At 72.6% G+C, this 19,713-nt stretch carries 11 protein-coding genes; 6 read left to right on the top strand and 5 right to left on the bottom strand.

Annotation, left to right across the window (positions count from 1 at the left end):
• The 5 genes from AB0D44_RS28890 to AB0D44_RS28870 all read right to left on the bottom strand — a co-directional run bounded on the left by AB0D44_RS28890 (nucleotide 1) and on the right by AB0D44_RS28870 (nucleotide 6,795).
• On the bottom strand, nucleotides 1-819 hold the full coding sequence (locus AB0D44_RS28890) for an endo alpha-1,4 polygalactosaminidase (RefSeq protein ID WP_362596239.1): 819 nt from the start codon (nucleotides 817-819) through the stop codon (nucleotides 1-3).
• Entirely contained in the window at nucleotides 816-1,496 is a 681-nt protein-coding gene (locus AB0D44_RS28885; protein WP_362596237.1) for a spherulation-specific family 4 protein, read from the bottom strand. The genes AB0D44_RS28890 and AB0D44_RS28885 overlap by 4 nt, the downstream gene beginning before the upstream one ends.
• Nucleotides 1,497-1,536: 40 nt before the next feature.
• Nucleotides 1,537-3,162 (bottom strand): hypothetical protein, encoded by a 1,626-nt coding sequence (locus AB0D44_RS28880; protein ID WP_362596235.1) that lies wholly within the window; start codon nucleotides 3,160-3,162, stop codon nucleotides 1,537-1,539.
• Entirely contained in the window at nucleotides 3,159-4,673 is a 1,515-nt protein-coding gene (pelF, locus tag AB0D44_RS28875) for a GT4 family glycosyltransferase PelF (protein ID WP_362596233.1), read from the bottom strand. The genes AB0D44_RS28880 and pelF overlap by 4 nt, the downstream gene beginning before the upstream one ends.
• Before the next feature lie 94 nt (nucleotides 4,674-4,767).
• Nucleotides 4,768-6,795, bottom strand: a complete 2,028-nt coding sequence (locus AB0D44_RS28870; RefSeq protein ID WP_362596231.1) for a hypothetical protein — start codon at nucleotides 6,793-6,795, stop codon at nucleotides 4,768-4,770.
• A gap of 345 nt (nucleotides 6,796-7,140) precedes the next feature.
• Between AB0D44_RS28870 and AB0D44_RS28865 the strand changes: the two genes are divergently transcribed.
• The 6 genes from AB0D44_RS28865 to AB0D44_RS28840 all read left to right on the top strand — a co-directional run bounded on the left by AB0D44_RS28865 (nucleotide 7,141) and on the right by AB0D44_RS28840 (nucleotide 19,472).
• Nucleotides 7,141-8,682: a leucyl aminopeptidase gene (locus AB0D44_RS28865; protein WP_362596229.1), complete on the top strand. Its 1,542-nt coding sequence runs from the start codon at nucleotides 7,141-7,143 to the stop codon at nucleotides 8,680-8,682.
• Nucleotides 8,683-8,982: 300 nt separating this feature from the next.
• Nucleotides 8,983-10,371, top strand: coding sequence for a dihydrolipoyl dehydrogenase (gene lpdA, locus AB0D44_RS28860; RefSeq protein ID WP_362596227.1), 1,389 nt, complete (start codon nucleotides 8,983-8,985; stop codon nucleotides 10,369-10,371).
• Between the two features lie 53 nt (nucleotides 10,372-10,424).
• Nucleotides 10,425-12,200, top strand: coding sequence for a 2-oxoglutarate dehydrogenase, E2 component, dihydrolipoamide succinyltransferase (gene sucB / locus AB0D44_RS28855; protein WP_362596225.1), 1,776 nt, complete (start codon nucleotides 10,425-10,427; stop codon nucleotides 12,198-12,200).
• Between the two features lie 130 nt (nucleotides 12,201-12,330).
• Nucleotides 12,331-13,716 (top strand): hypothetical protein, encoded by a 1,386-nt coding sequence (locus tag AB0D44_RS28850; protein WP_362596223.1) that lies wholly within the window; start codon nucleotides 12,331-12,333, stop codon nucleotides 13,714-13,716.
• Nucleotides 13,709-18,727 (top strand): caspase family protein, encoded by a 5,019-nt coding sequence (locus tag AB0D44_RS28845; RefSeq protein WP_362596221.1) that lies wholly within the window; start codon nucleotides 13,709-13,711, stop codon nucleotides 18,725-18,727. The genes AB0D44_RS28850 and AB0D44_RS28845 overlap by 8 nt, the downstream gene beginning before the upstream one ends.
• A gap of 121 nt (nucleotides 18,728-18,848) precedes the next feature.
• A complete protein-coding gene (locus AB0D44_RS28840) occupies nucleotides 18,849-19,472 on the top strand; it encodes a GntR family transcriptional regulator (RefSeq protein WP_362596269.1) in 624 nt (207 codons plus the stop codon).
• The last annotated feature ends 241 nt before the right edge of the window (nucleotides 19,473-19,713 follow it).

Genomic DNA, 19,713 nt, shown 5'->3' with positions numbered 1-19,713 from the left:
TCAACGGCAGGAGCGGCGCCAGGCGTCCAGGTCGTAGCGCTTTTGCAGCGAGCTCAGTTTCAGCTCGCGCGAGCGTGTGCAGAAGCGGTCGGTGCCCAGCTCGTACTCCACGTGGAAGACGGCCTTGCCCGCGTCGATGAAGGGGGTCAGCTCCTCGCACTCGTCGTACTGAGCGCACTGCTCGTTGACCGCGAAGTCGAAGTCGCCGACGAGCTGCGGGATCTGGTCGAGGTCGTTCTTCAAGCCGACCGCCAGGCCCCGGTCGTGGGCGAGCTTCGCGATCAGCCGGTTGTAGCGCAGCTGGTCCTCGGCGGTGAGGGGGAAGCCCGAGGTGTTGCGGTAGCCGTCCATGTTGTCGGGCTCCACGGCGTCGAAGCCCTTGTCCCGGCACATGTCGAACCGTCGGGCGATCAGGGGTTCCAGCTCGGTCAGCCGCCGGATGTCCAGCCAGCGTTCGCCCTCCCAGCCGTTGCCCTGCCCGAGCATCGTCTTCGGGAAGGCGTCCGCGTCGGGCCTGAAGTCCTCCCAGGCGCCGGTGGACAGGTAGCAGATGGTCTTGCGGCCGGCCTTCTTCAGCGCGGCGACCTGCTCCTTGGTGGTGGTGAACCCGTCCACGTCGTACACGGGCGCCTTCACCGACGTGTCGAGCTTCCCGGTGAGCTGCCACTGCCAGCCGACGCCGGGCGGGGGCCGCCAGAGCTCCCCCGGCGCCTGTTCGGGCCACGGGTAGGGCTCGTCCTCGCTGTCGTCCGGTGGCTGCGCGGTGCAGGCGGTGAGCAGCAGCAGCGCCGCGACCAGCACGGTGGCGAAACGCTTCATCCGGCTGCCTCCAGGGCGTACGGGAGGGTCCCCCACGGGTGTGCGCCGGTTCCGGGGACGGCGCAGTGCACCCCCGCCCGCCGCTCCCGGGCGAGGTCGGCGGCGGGGGCGTCCGGCGGGACGGCGTACACGAGGTGGCAGAACCGCTGGGCGGGGTGGTCCGCGGTCCAGGCCGGCGCGGTGGCCGCGTCCCGGTAGGCGTCCCAGGGTCCCTCGAAGGTGACGAGCAGGTCGGCGAGCCCGGCGTACCCGGGGTGCGGGTGGACGCCGTGGTTCAGGACGAGGGTACGGGCGCCCGCCGCCCGGGCGGCGACGGCGAGCCGCCCGTAGTGGGGCAGCAGGTCGGGTTCGGCGCAGGACTGGTCGAGGAAGGCGCCGTCGGCGGCGTACCAGTCGCGGTGGCGCAGCAGGTCCTGGACGACGTCCGCGTGCGGGCGGCGCCCGTAGTCGGTGTCGACGTAGCCGAGGACGGGCACCCCGGCCGCGCGCAGCCGGCCGGCGACGGCGGCGAAGCGTTCGTCGCGGGCCCGGCCCGGCCCGCTGTCGGGGTTGAGCACCACGGAGTGCAGTCGCCCGGCGGAGCGGATCAGCAGTTCCCACTCCTCGGGCCGGTCGGCGGGGTGCTCGTAGAGCGGCACCAGCAGCATGGGGTCCTTCTCGTACGGGGTCACGGGCATCGGCGAAGGCATCGGCGGGAGGGGCGGGGCGGTCGCGGCATCAGCGGTGCGCCGTCGCACGGCCCAGCAGCAGGCAGACCAGTGCGGCCAGCGCCGCGGCGGCCGCGCCCGCCACCGCCAGCTGGACCAGCCGGGGCTGCCCCAGTCCGGTCAGCAGGGCCAGGCTCTGGGCGACGGCGGCCGAGGCGCAGACCACGGCCGCCGGCCGGACCGCACCGAAGGACTGGAGCAGCAGCCCGGTCCACATCACGGCGCCCAGCAAGAGCAGGGTCGCGCCGCGGGCCCCGGTGAGGGCCGGGGCGCCCGGCCACAGCAGGGTGCCGACCAGCCCCAGGGCGAGCAGGACCGCCAGGTAGGCGGCGAGGCACCGGGCCAGGGTGGCCAGCATCCGCCGCCGGAAGGACCGGGGCGAGCGGGCGGCCCGCAGCCCGGCGAGGCTGCCGCTGCGGAACCGGTGCAGCAGCCATTCGGCGGGACCCATGCTGAGGGTGAGGGCCACCGCCGAGGGGGCGGCGACGGCTTCGGCGGGTCCTCCGGCGAGCACCTCGCCGAGGGCGGCGTACAGCACGAGCAGGCCGGTGCCGAGGCCGAAGACCCCGTACGGGACGGAGTCGCCGAGCCGGGGGCCGCGCGCCGAATACTCCTCCTCGGCGCCCCGCAGCATCCGCCAGCGCACCGGACCGGTCCCGGGCCGGCGGACCCGCCGGCCCCGGAGCCGGGCGGCGGCCGCCCGGGTGCCTTCGGCCAGCGGGAGTTCGCGTACGGCCAGGGTGCAGGCGGCCAGCAGGGACGCGCCGAGCAGGGTCGTCCGCACCGGCACGGGCAGGTCCACGACGAGCGCGAGCAGGGCCCCGGCGGCCATCGGGCCGAGGGCGGCGAGCAGGACCCGCTCCCGGCCGAGGACGAGCAGGACGGTGGCGGCCCCGACGTAGAGGGCCTGTCCCGCGGCGAAGGCGAACGAGAAGGGCGGTCCGCCGGGCACGGCCAGCGCGGCGGCCGTGCCCAGCAGGGACCCGGCGGGGGCGCCGGCGAGCAGGGTCCGCCCGGCGGCGGCCCGGTCGCCGAGCCCGAGCCAGGAGTAGGCCCGGTGGGAGAGGGTCTGGTCCCAGACCCAGCCGATGAGCGCTCCGGCGAGCAGGGTCAGGGTTCCGGCGGGCAGGCCGAGGCGGTCGGGCGGGCCGTCGAGCAGGGGTGCGCCCAGGACGTACGCGAGCCCGGGCAAGGCGAAGATCACCCCGCGCAGGAGGCAGGCGGTGAGGGAGACCTTCCAGGGGTCGGGGGCGTCCTCGGGCTCCGGGAAGGAGCGGGGCACCCGGGCGTAGAGCTCTTCGGCGAGCGCGAAGGAGTCGTGGCGGCCGTAGGTGAGCCGGATGTACTCGTCGGTCATGCCGTCCGATTCGAGGACGGCGGCGATCTCGTCGGGGTGGACGGCCGCGGCGATGAACGGGTCGAGGCGCTCGGCGAGTTCGTCCATCGGGTCGGCGGCCGCGGGGCCCTCGCGGCGCGGCCGGGGGACGGCCGGCAGGGTGTCCGCGGGGACGGATCCGCCGGGGGCGGCGCAGGCTCCGGACGCCCCGGCGATGAGGAGGCGGCGCCGGGCCGCCGGGCCGGCGGGGCCCGGGGCCCCGCCGGAACCGGGCGGCTGCAGCCAGAGGGATCCGCTCACCACAGGCTCCCGTCGGCCGCGAGCTCGCGGTACCAGGGGTCGGCGAGCCGCTGGGTCCACTCGTCGCCGGCGCGGACGGGCAGGACGGGCTGGCCGGCGAGTTCCCGGTAGATGTGCCGGAAGCCGTCCACGGACTGGTGGAGGGTGAACTTCTCCACCACCCGGCTGCGGGCGGCCCGGCCGAGCTCGGCGCGGCGTTCGTCGTCGCGGAGCAGGGCGAGGGTGGCGCGGGCCATGGTCTCGGGCTCGCGCGGCGGGACGACGAGGCCGGTGTCGCCGACTGCCTCGCGGACCCCGCCCACGTCGGTGGAGACGGTGGTGCGGCCGCAGGACATGGCCTCGATGATGCTGAACGGGAAGCCCTCGCTGATGGAGGAGAGCATCACGATGCTGCCGGCCGCGTAGGCCAGGGCCACCTGCTCGATGCGGCCCTCGTACGAGATCCCGTCGGTGACGCCCAGGTCGGCGGCGAGCTTCTCCAGCCGCAGCTTGTACTCCTCGCAGCCGGCCGGGACGGGTCCGAAGAGGCGCAGCCGCAGCGCGGGCAGTTCCTCCCGCATGAAGGCGTAGGCCCGGATGAGGGTTTCGAGGTCCTTGATGGGGTCGATGCGGCCGCACCAGCTGAGGGTGGGCACCTCGGGTTCGGGGCCGGCGTCGGGGAAGGCGTGCGGGTCGACGCCGTTGTAGACGGTGCGGATCCGGTCCGGGGCGGCGCCGCCGCGCTCCTCCCAGCGGCGGTTGTACTGGTTGCAGGGGGTAATCAGGTCGGCCTGCCGGTAGCCCTCGGTGTTGAGCTCGCGGTAGAAGCCGAGCATGAGGGCCTTGACGGGCCAGCGCTGGGCGGCCGAGCGGTAGCCGAGGTAGCGCTCGCGCAGGTAGATGCCGTGCTCGGTGAGGAGGAAGGGCACCTCGTCGAGGTACTTGGCGGCGAGGGCCGGGAGGGTGGCGAGGCCGCTGCTGACGGCGTGGGCGACGCTGTCGCGCGGGATCCGCACGCAGAGCGGGCGCAGTGCGTGTTCCAGCAGGTCGGTGGCGGTGAGCGCGTCGTGGATGGTGGGCGCGGCGGCGGCGGTGGTCAGGCCGGGGCGGGACCACACGGTCATCAGCAGGCGGAGCACGGACTCGGAGCGCAGGGCCGGCGCGAGGCGGCCGGCGCTGGCCAGGACGGCCAGTTCGCGCAGGGCCCCGGAGAATCCCCCGCGGCCGGGGTCGAGCAGGGACAGCAGGAAGGTTTCGTACACCTCGGTGAAGCGGCGCTGGGCCTTGCCCCGCAGGGCGGTCCGGCGGCCGTGCCTGGGGGGAGCCCCCCAGAGCGGTACGGACGTGTGCCGGTAGACGTTGCGCGGCAGTTCCCACGTGACCGGCTCGCGTCCGGAGCCGGTCAGGGCTATGACGTTGAAGTCGACCTCCGGCATACCGCGGACCAGCTGGTCGCACCAGGTGCTGACGCCCCCGTGGACGTGCGGGTAGGTGCCTTCGGTGAGCATGGTGACATGACGCCCATGGCTCATGCGGTGTGTCCCCCCAGGACGTGAAAGGGGCCGGCGCCCGTGGTTCGCGGAGCGCCGGCGCTCGTGTGACTCGGCTGGCTGAAGGCCCGTACGGTCAGCTGGGCAGCTTGAGCGTGACGGCGCTCTGCAGCAGTTCGGGCCCGGTCCAGGTGGAGCGGGTGCCGGCGTAGGCCGTGCCGAAGTCGGCGGTGCCGAGCAGGAGTTGCTTCTTGGTGCCGTTGGGGGCGGTGACCGGGGCGACGACTCCGGAGGGCGCCTTGACGGTGACGGTGGTGCCGATCCGGTAGGCGGTGACCTTGCCTTCGGCGAGGGCCTTGTCCCAGGCGGCGCGGCGGCTGAACTCGACACCGGCTTCCTTCATCGTCTGGTTGACGATGGGGGCGCTGGGCGCGTACAGGGACCGGTAGGTGTCGAGGACCTGGTTGAGCACCGGGTAGAGGGTGCGGTCCTCGGCGAGGTTGGACTGGTGCACGTAGTGCGGGCGCGGGTCGTTGGCCAGGACGTGGCGCAGCGCCGTGCGGGCCTCCTGGGGGACGATGTGGTCCAGGTAGCCGGTGGTGGTGTCCACCGGGGCCGGCAGGCAGGTGGAGGTCGCCGGGTTGTCCTCGCAGATGCCGCTGCCGCCGTGCGCACGGCTGGTGTAGATCCAGTTGTACTCGTCGGCCATCTCGGCGTTGGTGCCCGTGTTGTAGTACACGTTCATCGGGTGGCGGGGCACGGTCAGGGCGGCGCCGACCGCCCGCTGCGCGGGTTCGCGGGAGTTGTCGCTGCCCGCCCACTTCACGCCGTTGTCGGCGAGCGCGCCGGCCAGGTTGGGGTTGTCCTGGGGCTGCTGCGGGTTGGTCTTGAGGCCCGAGTGCTCGCCGGTGACGAGCTCGGTCCGGTCGGTGGTGATGCCCTTGAGGGCGGCCCAGTTGTTGTTGTCGCGGATCTGCGCGGAGATTTCCGCGCGGCTCATGTACTGGATGGCGCCCTGGGCGTTCTTGACGCAGGTCCAGGGGATGGTGGTGGTGTCCTGGACGCAGCCGAGGAAGGGGTGCGTGTAGGTGTGGTTCATCCAGCGGTACTTGGCCCGGTCGGCGACCAGCTGCGCGGTGAGGGCGTCGGTGCCGCCGTTCTCCGCCTTCCACTCCTCACCGGCGCCCGCGTTGAAGAGCATGTCGAGCTTGAAGTTCTTGGACGTCTGCCACTGCGCCGCGTAGACGGCGTCGGCGGCGGTCATCCTGATGGTGCTCTCCTTGCCCTCGCCGCCGGGGCAGGCGTAGTCGCCGGGCGTGCAGTTGAGCTCCTTGTTCCAGCGGGCGTCCGGTGCGAAGACGTCGTCGACGTGGACCGCGAAGTAGCTGCGGCTCTGGCCGAGGTGGACGCCCTGGGTGAGCCAGTCGACGATGCCGCGGGCCAGCAGCCGGAACTGCTGCTGGTGCTGGTTGTAGCCGAAGGTGACGACGAGCTCGCTGCGCCCGTCGTGGGTGTACTCGCCGACGAGCGAGGCCCGTCCCGATCCGACGGGGGCGTCCACGTAGCTGGTGTAGCCGGCCCGCGGCCTGCCCATGAACCCGAAGCTCTCGGGGACCAGCGCAGAGTTGTCCTCGAAGTCGACCTGTCCGCCGAGGTAGCCGAAGGGGCCCGCCTTGCCGGCCTCGGTGACGGCGGCCCGGGTGCCGTCGAGCTGGCCGCTGTAGCCGCCGTTGTCGGTGTACTCGAGGCCGACGCCCGGGTGGGCCCAGGTGTAGGCGTCGACCTGGCGGATCCCGTACGCCGTCTCGTACGCGGTGAGCGCGGCCATCTCGGCCGAGCCCTCGCCGAAGGGGTTCTCGTTCGGCAGGACGACGCCCTGGTACTTGGCACGGGGGCGGCCGTCCACCGTGTCGCTGAGGAAGCCCGCATCGATGACCGGGCGGCCGCTGCTGCCCAGCTGGACGCGGGTGTACGGGACTCCGGTGTCGCGGAGTTCCGCGGTGATCGCCTCGACCGAGCTGCCGCCGTCGTCGACGACCAGCACCTTCAGGTCGATGCGTGCAGCCGTGGCCGCCTGGGCGGTCGCGGCGGGTGCTGCCACGGACACCAGGGCCGCCGCGGCCATGGCGGCGGCGAGCCTGTTCATCCGGTTCTTGTTGACCATTTCGGCCTTTCCCCCCGCAGGCATCCCTCGACGCGGCCCATGGCGGTCGGCCGGGCCGGGGAGGCTCTGTGGAAATCATGCAAAGGAACCCCGCGTCCCCTTGCGAGAGTGGACCGAGTCTTTCGGACCTCGTCAGGTCTACGAGGCAAACCTGGAGCAGAGTCCACAGATGGGTGAATCTCCCGGCGCCTTGATCGAACAACTTGACAAACCTTCGAGTGACGTACGGAAGAGTGCCTACGCGTAGGCTCATTTCTGGCAGCCGTCGGGCCGGAATACGATCGCCACGGATGGCCGTCCACCCACTCGGCCCACACACACAAACGGAAGCGAGACTTCACCACCGTGACTGCTCTGACTCTCAGCACTGCCGGCGCGGCGACGCTGCGCGCCGACGCCCTCGTCGTCGGTGTCGCCAAGGGCCCCAAGGGGCCGGTCGTCGCCGCGGGCGCCGAGGCCGTGGACAAGGCGTTCGACGGAAAGCTCGCCGCCGTGCTCGACGCGGTCGGCGCCTCGGGCGCCGAAGGCGAGACCACCAAGCTGCCGGCCCCGGCGGGCCTGAAGGTCCCGGTCGTGCTGGCGGTCGGGCTCGGCTCCGTCCCCGAGAAGGACGAGTCGTTCGACGAGGAGGTGCTGCGCCGCGCCGCCGGCGCCGCCGCCCGCGCCCTGCACGGCTCCAAGAAGGCGGCCTTCGCCCTCCCCCTGGACGACGCCTCCGCCGTCACGGCCGTCGCCGAGGGCGCGCTGCTGGGCGCGTACACCTTCACCGCCTACCAGGGCGGCGAGACGAAGACCTCCAAGAACGCCGACAAGAACGGCGGCCCCAAGCTGCCGCTCGCCGAGATCGCCCTGCTCGGCGCCAAGCCGCGCGACAAGGAGCACAAGGCCGCGGTCGAGCGCGCCACGGTCGTGGCGACCGAGGTCAACATCGCCCGCGACCTCGTCAACACCCCGCCGAACGACCTCACCCCCGAGGCCTTCGCCGCCGTCGCCTCCGCGACCGCGAAGGAGCACGGCATCAAGGTCCAGGTCCTGGACGAGAAGGCGCTGGTCAAGGGCGGCTTCGGTGGCATCATGGGCGTCGGCAAGGGCTCCGAGAACCCGCCGCGCCTGGTGCGGCTCGCCTACACCCACCCCAAGGCGGTCAAGACCCTGGCCTTCGTCGGCAAGGGCATCACCTACGACTCGGGCGGCATCTCCCTGAAGCCGGCCGGCCACAACGAGACGATGAAGTGCGACATGGCCGGCGCCGCCGCCGTCTTCGCCTCCGTGGTCGCGGCCGCGAAGCTGGGCCTGCAGGTCAACGTCACCGGCTGGCTCGCGCTCGCCGAGAACATGCCCTCCGGCTCCGCCACCAAGCCCGGCGACGTGCTGCGCATGTACAGCGGCAAGACCGTCGAGGTCCTCAACACGGACGCCGAGGGCCGCCTGGTCCTCGGCGACGCGCTGACCCGGGCCTCCGAGGACGGGCCGGACGCGATCGTCGACGTCGCCACCCTGACCGGCGCGATGATGATGGCCCTGGGCAACCGCACCTTCGGCATCATGTCGAACGACGACGCCTTCCGTACCTCGGTCCACGAGATCGCCGAGGAGGTCGGCGAGTCCTCGTGGCCGATGCCGCTCCCCGCCGAGCTGCGCAAGTCCATGGACTCCCCCACCGCCGACATCGCGAACATGGGCGAGCGCATGGGCGGCGGCCTGGTGGCCGGCCTCTTCCTCAAGGAGTTCGTCGGCGAGGGCGTCACCTGGGCCCACCTCGACATCGCCGGCCCGGCCTTCCACGAGGGCGCCCCGTACGGCTACACCCCCAAGGGCGGCACCGGCTCCGCCGTGCGCACCCTGGTCCGCCTGGCCGAGCGTACGGCCACCGGTGACCTGGGCTGACGTAGCCCCGCAACGCCGGATGTGACATGTCTCAAGCCTTGATCACCTACTTGATCAAGGCTTGAGCCATGTTCACCCACAACGAAATCCGTAGGTTTCTACGCACTGGTAACCCTCACTTCGGGCAGAACGCCCTGCCACATCGTGGGCCCGGCGTCCCGCGTTCCGCCGACAAATGCGAAGATGGGTTCTCGGCAGGACAGGGCCCCCACCACAGGGCCGAAGAACTAGCGGCCGATTACCAGCCGCCGCCCGGTCACAGAGGACCGGTGCCCGGCGCACATGCATGGAGGACGTGACGTGGCGAACGACGCCAGCACCGTTTTCGACCTAGTGATCCTCGGCGGTGGCAGTGGCGGTTACGCCGCGGCTCTGCGCGCATCCCAGCTGGGTCTGGACGTTGCCCTGATCGAGAAGAACAAGCTCGGCGGCACCTGCCTGCACAACGGCTGCATCCCCACGAAGGCTCTGCTGCACGCGGGCGAGATCGCGGACCAGGCTCGTGAAGCCGCCCAGTTCGGTGTCAAGACCTCGTTCGAGGGCATCGACATCGCGGGCGTGCACAAGTACAAGGACGAGGTCATCTCGGGCCTGTACAAGGGCCTGCAGGGCCTGGTCGCCTCCCGCAAGGTGACCTACATCGAGGGTGAGGGCCGCCTCTCCTCGCCGACGTCCGTCGACGTGAACGGCCAGCGCATCCAGGGCCGCCACGTGCTGCTCGCGACCGGCTCCGTGCCGAAGTCGCTGCCGGGCCTGAACATCGACGGCAACCGCATCATCTCCTCGGACCACGCGCTGGTCCTGGACCGCGTGCCGCAGTCCGCGATCGTCCTGGGCGGCGGCGTCATCGGCGTCGAGTTCGCCTCGGCGTGGAAGTCCTTCGGCTCCGACGTCACCGTGATCGAGGGCCTCAAGCACCTCGTCCCGGTCGAGGACGAGAACAGCTCGAAGCTGCTGGAGCGCGCGTTCCGCAAGCGCGGCATCAAGTTCAACCTCGGCACCTTCTTCGACAAGGCCGAGTACACGGAGAACGGCGTCCGCGTGACGCTGGCCGACGGCAAGACCTTCGAGGCCGAGGTGCTGCTGGTCGCGGTCGGCCGCGGCCCGGTCTCCCAGGGCCTGGGCTACGAGGAGCAGGGCGTCGCGATGGATCGCGGCTACGTCCTGGTCGACGAGTACATGCAGACCAACGTGCCGACCATCTCGGCCGTCGGTGACCTCGTCCCGACCCTCCAGCTCGCGCACGTCGGCTTCGCCGAGGGCATCCTGGTCGCGGAGCGTCTGGCCGGTCTCAAGACCGTCCCGATCGACTACGACGGTGTCCCGCGCGTCACCTACTGCCACCCCGAGGTCGCGTCGGTCGGCATCACCGAGGCCAAGGCCAAGGAGATCTACGGCGCGGACAAGGTCGTGGCCCTGAAGTACAACCTCGCGGGCAACGGCAAGAGCAAGATCCTCAAGACCGCGGGCGAGATCAAGCTCGTCCAGGTCAAGGACGGTGCCGTGGTCGGCGTCCACATGGTCGGTGACCGGATGGGCGAGCAGGTCGGCGAAGCCCAGCTGATCTACAACTGGGAGGCCCTGCCGGCCGAGGTCGCGCAGCTCATCCACGCGCACCCGACCCAGAACGAAGCGATGGGCGAGGCCCACCTGGCCCTCGCCGGCAAGCCGCTTCACTCCCACGACTAATCGTCACGGGCGCGACGACCACTTCCGCACATTCGTTAGGAGCAACTGAAACCATGTCGGTTTCCGTAACCCTTCCGGCGCTCGGAGAGAGCGTGTCCGAGGGCACTGTCACCCGCTGGCTGAAGGCCGAGGGCGAGCGCGTCGAGGCCGACGAGCCGCTGCTCGAGGTCTCGACCGACAAGGTCGACACCGAGATCCCCTCGCCCGTCGCCGGCATCCTGGCCTCCATCAAGGTCGCCGAGGACGAGACCGTCGAGGTCGGCGCCGAGCTGGCCGTCATCGACGACGGTTCGGGCGCCCCGGCCGCGGCTCCGGCCGCCGCCGCCGAGCCCGCTGCCGCCGAGCCCGCAGCCGCCCCGGCTCCGGTCGCGGAGGCCCCCGCGGCCCCCGCCCCGGCCGCCGAGGCCGCCCCCGCCGCCGACGCGTCCGCCGCGTCCGGCACCGATGTCGTGCTCCCCGCCCTGGGCGAGTCCGTCACCGAGGGCACCGTCACCCGCTGGCTGAAGCAGGTCGGCGAGTCCGTCGAGGCCGACGAGCCGCTGCTCGAGGTCTCCACGGACAAGGTCGACACCGAGATCCCCGCGCCGGTCGGCGGCACGCTGCTCGAGATCCTGGTCGGCGAGGACGAGACCGCCGAGGTCGGCGCCCGTCTGGCCGTCATCGGTGTCGCGGGTGCGGCCCCGGCCGCCGCCGCTCCGGCTCCGGCTGCCGCCCCGGCTCCGGCTGCCGCTCCGGCCGCTCCGGCTCCGGCCGCTCCGGCTCCGGCCGCGACCCCGGCTCCGGCCCCGGTCGCCGCTCCGGCCCCGGCCGCCGCCCCGGCTCCGGCCGCCGCCCCGGCCCCCGCGGCCGCTCCGGCACCGGTCGCGCCCGCCGTTCCCGCCGCCCCGGTCTCCGCGGGTGACGAGGGCGCGTACGTGACCCCGCTGGTGCGCAAGCTCGCCTCGGAGTCCGGCGTCAACCTGAACACGGTCACGGGCACCGGCGTCGGTGGCCGCATCCGCAAGCAGGACGTCCTGGCCGCCGCCGAGGCCGCCAAGGCCGCCGCTGCCGCCCCGGCCCCGGCCGCTGCCCCGGCCGCCGCCAAGGCCCCGGCCGCCGCGGTGTCCGAGCTGCGCGGTCAGACCGTCAAGATGACCCGCATGCGCAAGGTCATCGGCGACAACATGATGAAGGCCCTGCACTCGCAGGCGCAGCTCAGCTCCGTGGTCGAGGTGGACATCACCAAGATCATGAAGCTGCGCGAGAAGGCCAAGGCCGGCTTCCTCGCCCGCGAGGGCGTCAAGCTGTCCCCGATGCCGTTCTTCGTCAAGGCCGCCGCCCAGGCGCTGAAGGCCCACGCGGTCGTCAACGCCCGGATCAACGACGACGAGGGCACCATCACCTACTTCGACTCGGAGAACATCGGCATCGCCGTGGACTCCGAGAAGGGCCTGATGACCCCGGTCATCAAGGGTGCCGGTGACCTCAACCTGGCGGGCATCTCCAAGGCGACCGCCGACCTGGCCGCCAAGGTCCGCGGCAACAAGATCACGCCGGACGAGCTGTCGGGCGCGACCTTCACCATCAGCAACACCGGCTCGCGCGGTGCCCTGTTCGACACGGTCATCGTGCCGCCGAACCAGGTCGCCATCCTGGGCATCGGTGCCACGGTGAAGCGCCCGGTCGTCATCGAGACCGCCGAGGGCACCAACATCGGCATCCGCGACATGACGTACCTGACGCTGTCCTACGACCACCGCCTGGTGGACGGCGCGGACGCCGCCCGGTACCTCTCGGCCGTCAAGGCCATCCTGGAAGCCGGCGAGTTCGAGGTCGAGCTCGGCCTGTAAGGCTCCCCGCCGCGAGGCGGCAGTCACACGTACGGCGCCCTTGTCCGGAAACCACTCCGGGCAGGGGCGCCGTCGTCTTACCCTGCCGGTCCAGGGACGACCAGCGGGGGCATGCATGTCACGTGCACGGGTGAACGATCTTGTGGTGGTACTGCCGGGCATCATGGGGAGCCGGCTCGCGGACGCCGACGGCAAGCCGGTCTGGGACCTGTCGGGCGGCGCCCTGTGGCGCGGCCTGCGCACCTTCGGCGGCTCCGTGAACCGCCTGCGCCTGCCCAAGGACATCGGGGACGACCACCCCGGCGACGGGGTGCTCCCCGTCGGGGTCATGCCCGACGTGCACGCGATCCCCGGGATCTGGCAGCCGGTCGACGGCTACACGGACCTCCTGGGCTGGCTGGAGCGGTCCTTCACCCTGTCCCCCGGGGCCAACCTCGTGCCCTTCCCGTACGACTGGCGCCTGTCGTGCCGCTACAACGCGGAGCGGCTGAGGAAGGTCGTCGCCCGCGAGCTGGAACGCTGGCGGGCCTCCTCCCCCGAGCGCGGCGACGCGAGGGTGGTCTTCATCTGCCACTCCATGGGCGGGCTGGTGGCCCGCCACTACGTGGAGGTCCTCGGGGGCCACGAGGTCACCCGCCGCCTGATCACCCTCGGCACCCCGCATCGCGGCTCCCTGGACGCCCTCGGCCATCTGGTCAACGGGCTGCGCAAGGGCTGGGGGCGGCTGGGCGTCGACCTCGGCGCGTTCGCGCGCAGCCTGCCCTCGCTGCACCAGCTGGCCCCCGACTACGCCTGCGTGACGGCTCCGGGGGGCCTCGCGTACGCCCGTGACCTGCCGGGCCTGCCCGGCATCGACCCCGAGCTGCTGGCGGACGCGGCCCGCTTCCACGCGGACCTGCGCCGGTACGCCGACCGCCCCGACCCCACGCCCCTGCACGCCGTCACGGGCATCCGCCAGCCGACCCTGACGACGGCGGAGCCCACCGGCAGCGGGCTGACCCCGCTGTGGCTCATCAACGGCACCGACGAACGCGGCGACGGCACGGTGCCCCGCCTCGCCGCGCGCCCCACGAACGCGGACAACACCGGGTACGCGGTCGACGAGGCCCACACACCCTGTGAGCAGCACGGGTCCCTCCAGAACAACCCGGGCGTACGGGACGCCCTGTCGGGCCTGCTCGGGCACGCGGGCCCGTTCCACCGGGACGAGGCCGGCGGCGGGGTTCCGCTGAGCGTGCTCGCTCCCCCGCTGCTGGAGCCGGGGGAACCGTACGAGGTCGCCGTGACGGTCCCGCCGCAGGTCCCGGACCACGACGCGCTGCACCTCACGGCGGAGCTCCGCCCGGCCGACGGCGCGCAGCCGCTGCCCCGGACGCTGCGCCCCCTCGGCGAGGGCCGGTACGCCACGGCCTTCCCGGCGCCGGATCCCGGGGCGTACCGGCTGGCGGTACGGGTCACCGCCCACGCGGAGACCACGGTGACGGCGCTGACCCTGGTGGGAGGAGGCGGTGAGTGAGCGCGACGCCGACGCGATCCGGGGGACGGCCCTCGGAATCGTGGTCGAGAACTACCGGAACGCGCAGAAGTTCCGCCCGCTGACCGGGGCCGTCTCCCAGATGCGGGAGCTGTGCGCGCTCCTGGAGGCCCGGGGCTACCGGTCGACCGTGCTGCCGGACCCGGGGCAGCCGGACATCAAGGCCGCCGTGAAGGACTGGGCGACGGGCCGGGCCGCGGCAGAGGTCCGCGGTCCCGCCGTCATCCTGTGGTCCGGCCACGGTGTGCTCGACGCCTGGGGGCTGCGCCTGGTCCTGACCGACACGGACGACGCCCAGTACGGCGATGAGACATATTCGGCCAACCTGCTCACGGAGGCGGCCGTGCGCAGCGGGGCCGACCAGATGCTGCTGCTCATCGACACCTGCCATGCGGGCGCGGGGGTCATGGAGTCGCTGGACACGGCGTTCGGCAAGCTGTCCGCGAAGAACCTGCCCCCGGGCCGGTCCGCATGGCTCGGGGTGCTCGCGAGCAGCCGTCCCCAGGAGAAGGCCGAGGCCGCGGGCATCCTGCTGGAAACCCTCACCCGGGTGCTGCGCGAGGGGCCGTGCACCGAGGACTACCGCCACGAGTGGAGCAGCCGCAACGGTCAGGTCAGCGGGGCCACGGTCATCAACACCGTGCTCGCCCAGTGGCCCGCCGAGGTCGGCCACAGGCCGGTCCCGGCCATGTTCGGCGAGCCCCGGCTGATGTTCGACAACCCGTTGCGCAAGAGCGCCCCGGAGCCGGAGCTGGTCGAGCACCTGGTGCAGGCGAGCCGTGGTGCGCCCGTGGACGACGGGGGCTGGTTCTTCAGCGGACGGCGCAACGTGCTGGGGCGGATCACCGAGTGGCTCGCCGTGCGGCAGCCGGGCCTGTTCCTGGTGACGGGCAGTGCGGGAAGCGGCAAGTCGGCCGTCCTCGGGCGCATCGCGACCCTGTCCGATCCCGCCCACCGCAAGGACATCGTCAGGCACCGGGCCCTGGCACCGGGGGATCCGGACCCGGGCGAGCGCGCGGTGGACGCCTCCTTGCACCTGCGCGGCTACACGGTGCAGCAGCTCGCCGAGGCCATCGCCCGCGAGCTGGACCTTCCCGTCCCGCAGACTCCGGCGGCGCTGATCGCCGAGGTGGAGAAGAAGTGGCCCGCGGCGTGCCCGGACCGCCTCCCGGCCCTGGTCCTGGACGGGCTGGACGAGGCGGCCCCCGACCAGGCCCACCCGATCGTCGAACAGCTCCTGGCTCCTCTGAGCCGCCTGGTCTGCGTGCTGCTCGGCTCGCGGGACCGCCCCTTCCGCCCGCAGCAGCAACTCCAGGAGCCCCTGGACGAGGCGGTGAGCCGGCTGCTGGACGTCCGGGCCCGCGCCTGCGACCTGGACGACGAGAGCGGGACCCAGGACGACATCCGCACGTACTGCCTGCGCCGGCTGCAGGCCCGCGAGCTGATACCCGGGGACGCGGCGACCGCGGCCGGTCTCATCGCGGACCGCGCGTCCGCCCACACCGGCGGCTTCCTCTTCGCCCGGATGGCGACGGATTCGGTGACCAGGCGGTTCGCCGCCGCGTCGGAGCGGTCGGACGGCTCGGAGCCGCTGGACTGGGCAAAGGCCATTCCGTCGTCCATCAGTGCCGCCTTCACCGAGGACCTGGCGGAGGGGCCGAAGCGGGAGCGGGACGGCGTGGTCCTTCCGCACGCCGCCGAGGACCTGCTGACCGCGCTTGCCTGGAGCGCGGGCAACGGCATGCCGGCGCGGGGGGTCTGGGAGGCGGCGGCCTCGGCCCTGGGCTCCGGCGGTACCGCGTACGGCCCGCAGGACGTGGACTGGCTGCTGAACACGTACGGCCGCTACATCGTGGAGGACACCGACGGGGTGCAGGCGGTGTACCGCCTCTACCACCGGGAGTTCATCGGCCACCTGCGGCACACGGCGCAGGAGTCCGACGCGGCGTACCGCGTGGCGAGCGCGCTGGTCCGCCTCCTGCGGGAGCAGACGGCCGACGCCACGGTGATCGAGGCCGCGAACCCCTACGTACGCCGGTCGTTCGCGGCACACGCGGCGGCCGCGGACGCCCGCGGCATCGCGCTCGTCCGTGAGCTCGCGGCCGTCCGGGAGGACGTGTTCCGCCCGGACCTCGCCGCGGCGCTGGCCAGTGTGTCGGTCTCGCTGTCCCGGGCCGGGAGGCGCATCGAGGCCCTCGCCCCGGCTCAGGAGGCCGTCGACCTCTACCGGGACCTCGCCCGCAGCGACACCGACGCCTACCTGCCCAACCTCGCCGCCTGCCTGGCCCACCTCGCCAACGTCCAGGGCCAGGCCGGAGACCGGCAAAGTGCCCTGGCCACGATCACCGAGGCCGCCTCGCTCCGCCGGGACCTCGCCGACGCCAACCCCGACGCCTACCTCCCCGACCTCGCCGGCGCCCTCAACAACCTCGCCAATTACCAGGGCGAGACCGGGGACAGGCAGGGCGCGCTGGCGACCATCACCGAATCCACCACCCTGTACCGGGACCTCGCCCGCGCCAACCCGGCCGCCTACCTCCCCGACCTCGCCATGTCCCTCAACAACCTGGCGAACGCCCAGGGCGAGACCGGGAACCGGCAGGACGCACTGGCCAACGTCACCGAAGCCACCACCCTCTACCGGGACCTCGCCCGCACGAACCCGGCGGCCTACCTCCCCGACCTGGCCACGTCCCTCGTGAACCTCGCCAACGCCCAGGGCGAGACCGGCGACAGGCAGGGCGCTCTGGCCACGATCACCGAAGCCGCCGCCCTGCGCCGCGGCCTCGCCGACGCCAACCCCGCGGTGTACCTCCCCAACCTCGCCGGCGCCCTCAACAACCTCGCGAGCTTCCGTGGCCAGACGGGAGACCGGGAGGGCGCGCTGGCCACGATCACCGAGGCCATCGGCCTCTACCGGGACCTCGCCCGCGCCAATCCGGCCGCGCACCTCCCCGAGCTCGCCGGGTCCCTGATCAACCTCGCCAACGCCCAGAGCGAGACGGGAGACCAACTAGGCGCTCTGGCCTCCGTCACCGAGGCCACCACCCTCTACCGGGACCTCGCCAACGCCAATCCGGCCGCCTACCTCCCCAGCCTGGCCCTGTGCCTCAACAACCTCGCCACCGCCCAGCGCACGACGGGAGACCGGCAGGGCGCACTGGCCACCATCACCGAGGCCGCCGCGCTCCGCCGCAAGCTCGCCGACACCAATCCGGCCGCCTACCTCCCGGAGCTCGCGGGCACCCTCAACAACCTCTCCAACGCCCAGATCATGACCGGTGACCGGCAGGGCGCCCTGGCCACCATCACGGAGTCCACGACCCTCTACCGGGACCTCGCCCGCGCCAATCCGGCCGCCTACCTCCCCGACCTCGCCATGTCCCTCAACAACCTCGCCACCGCGCAGAGCGAGACCGGAGACGGACAGGCCGCACTGGCCACCATCACCGAGGCGGCGACCCTCTACCGGGACCTCGTCCGCGCCAACCGGGCCGCCTACCTCCCCGACTTCGCGGGCACCCTCAACAACCTCGCCACCGCGCAGAGCGAGACCGGAGACGGACAGGCCGCACTGGCCACCATCACCGAGGCCACCACGCTCTACCGGGACCTCGCCCGCACCAGCCCGGCCTACCTGGCCAGCCTCGCCATGTCCCTCAACAACCTCTCCAACGCCCAGAGCGAGACCGGGAACCGGCAGGACGCGCTGGCCACCATCACCGAGTCCACGGCCCTCCGCCGGAAACTCGCCCGCGCCAACCCGGCCGCCCACGTCCCCGACCTCGCCGGGACCCTCAACAACCTCGCCAACGCCCAGAGCGACAACGGGGACCGGCGCGGCGCACTGGCGACCATCACCGAGGCCACGGCCCTGTACCGGGACCTGGCCCGCACCAACCCGGCCGCCTACCTGCCGAACCTCGTCATGTCCCTCAACAACCTCCGGCGCATCGCCACGGTGCAGGAGACCCTCGCCGCCTACGCCGAGGCCGAGCGTGCCCTGGCCCCCCATCCGGAGGCGGCCCGCCACCTGACGCTGGGCCGCGCGGAGCTCGAGGTCACCCACGGCGATTCCACGGCCGGCCTGCGCACCCTCGTCGCCCTGTCCCAGGGGCCGGTGCAGCCGGGGAGCCCGGATCCGACGGGATCGCGCGCGCGGCACCTTCTGCGCGCCCACAGCCGGGCCGATACCTCGCGCGCCTCCCGGATCGCCGTCCTGTGGCGTGACGCGACCGGCGCGGAGCCGCCGTCCTGGCTGGCGCTGCCGCAGGCCGTGTTCGACCTGGCCGTCGAGTGGATGAGCTGTCCGACCTGGGCCGATTCCCGCGCCTTTTGGGACGAGCATTCCGAGGACCTCGGGTCGGCCGACACCGCGGCCGCCCTGGAAGAGCTGGCCCTGGCCAGCCCGACCGCCGCGGCGCATCTCCCGCTCGCGCGCGAGGCGGCGCAGGCCGGCCCGGACGGTGCCTTCCGCCCGTACCTCACCGGGGAACTCCTCCACACCTGGACCGGCCTGTCCACCTGGGAGGAATCCCGGGCCTTCCTCACCGACCACGCGGCGGCGCTCCTGCACGACCAGGCCCTCGAGCTGCTCGGCTCCGACCTGGGTGCGGCCGATTCGGCCCTGCACCACGCACTGCTCACCCTCGCCCGCGCGGACGGAATCCCCGAGGCCTACCGGTACGTCGAGGACCGCCCCGCCCTGGACGAGCGGCTCCGCCGGGTCCTGAGCGCCCCCGAGGCCGGCCCCGACCTGCTGTGGGCCCTGGCCCTCGTGGAGTTCTTCGTCCACCACGAGCAGTTCACCGGCACGGTCCACCTCACCCTCGCCGGCGTCCTGGCCGGGGCCGCGGCCCGGCCCGCCGCCTGGCCTCCCGCCGAACCCGCCGACCGGGACCGGGTCATCTCCGAGATCGCCGCCCTCATCGGGCGCCACCCCCAGCACGCCGCGGCCCTGAGCGCCCTGATCCAGAGCCTCTTGGCCGCGTGAGCGTCCCTGTAACCAGCCTCACCCTGCGTCCCTGACCGCGAACGCTTCGCCCCGGGCTACTGCGCCGTATTGTCTAGGCATCAGAGCTCTGCATGCCCCCACAGGAGATGAAGCCCGGATGATCACCCCACCCGTCGTGCACTCGCTGCGCGAGCAGATCCGCGAGCACATCGTGGAGGGGATCGTCAGTGGCCGCTGGAAGCCCGGCGAGCGGATCGTCGAGCGCCGGATCGCCGTGGAGCTGGAGGTCAGCCAGACGCCCGTGCGCGAGGCGCTGCGCGAGCTGGAGACGCTGCGGCTGATCGAGTCGGCGCCGAACAAGGGCGTGCGCGTACGGAACCTGTCGGCGGCGGACCTGGAGGAGATCTACCCGGTCCGGGCCGGTCTGGAGCAGATCGCCGCCGAGCTGGCCGCGCCGCGGCTGGCATCGGACTGCTCGGCGCTGGAGCCGCACGTCGCCGCGCTGTGGGAGGCCGACCGCAGCGAGGACGGCACGGCCCAGGTGCGGCACACGGTGGGCTTCCACCGGGAGATGGTGCGGGCGGCCGGGAACAGCGTGCTGCTGCACACCTGGGAGAGCCTGGGCATCGAGGTGTTCACGGCCCTGTCGATCCGGTGGCTGGGAACGGTCCAGAAGTCGTACGCGGAGGAGCACGAAGCCCTCGTCGAGGCGTTCCGCAGCCAGGACCCGGACATCGGTCTGCTCGTGAAGCGACACGTCCTGGGGTGCGCGCCGAGGGCCTGAGCGGCCTTATTGCCCCCATTTGCCCGGCACCGGGTGCCTTGTTCACTGGCACCGGGTGCCGACTTTTGGCCTCTGGACGTTTCTTCGTCACTTTTATTTGATCGATCATCGATCAGCGATTTACAGTCGTCGGCGGGCCTCAACCAGGCCCCCCCCCCCCCAACCACCCCCCACAACCACAAAAACAAAACCCCCCCCACCAAGCAGAAAACAACCTTGGGGTATTTGTTGGGCCGGAAGT

Origin of the sequence: Streptomyces sp. NPDC048349 (assembly GCF_040651925.1) — a bacterium.
GTDB lineage: Bacteria > Actinomycetota > Actinomycetes > Streptomycetales > Streptomycetaceae > Streptomyces.
This window is presented reverse-complemented; position numbering and strand designations above follow the sequence as displayed.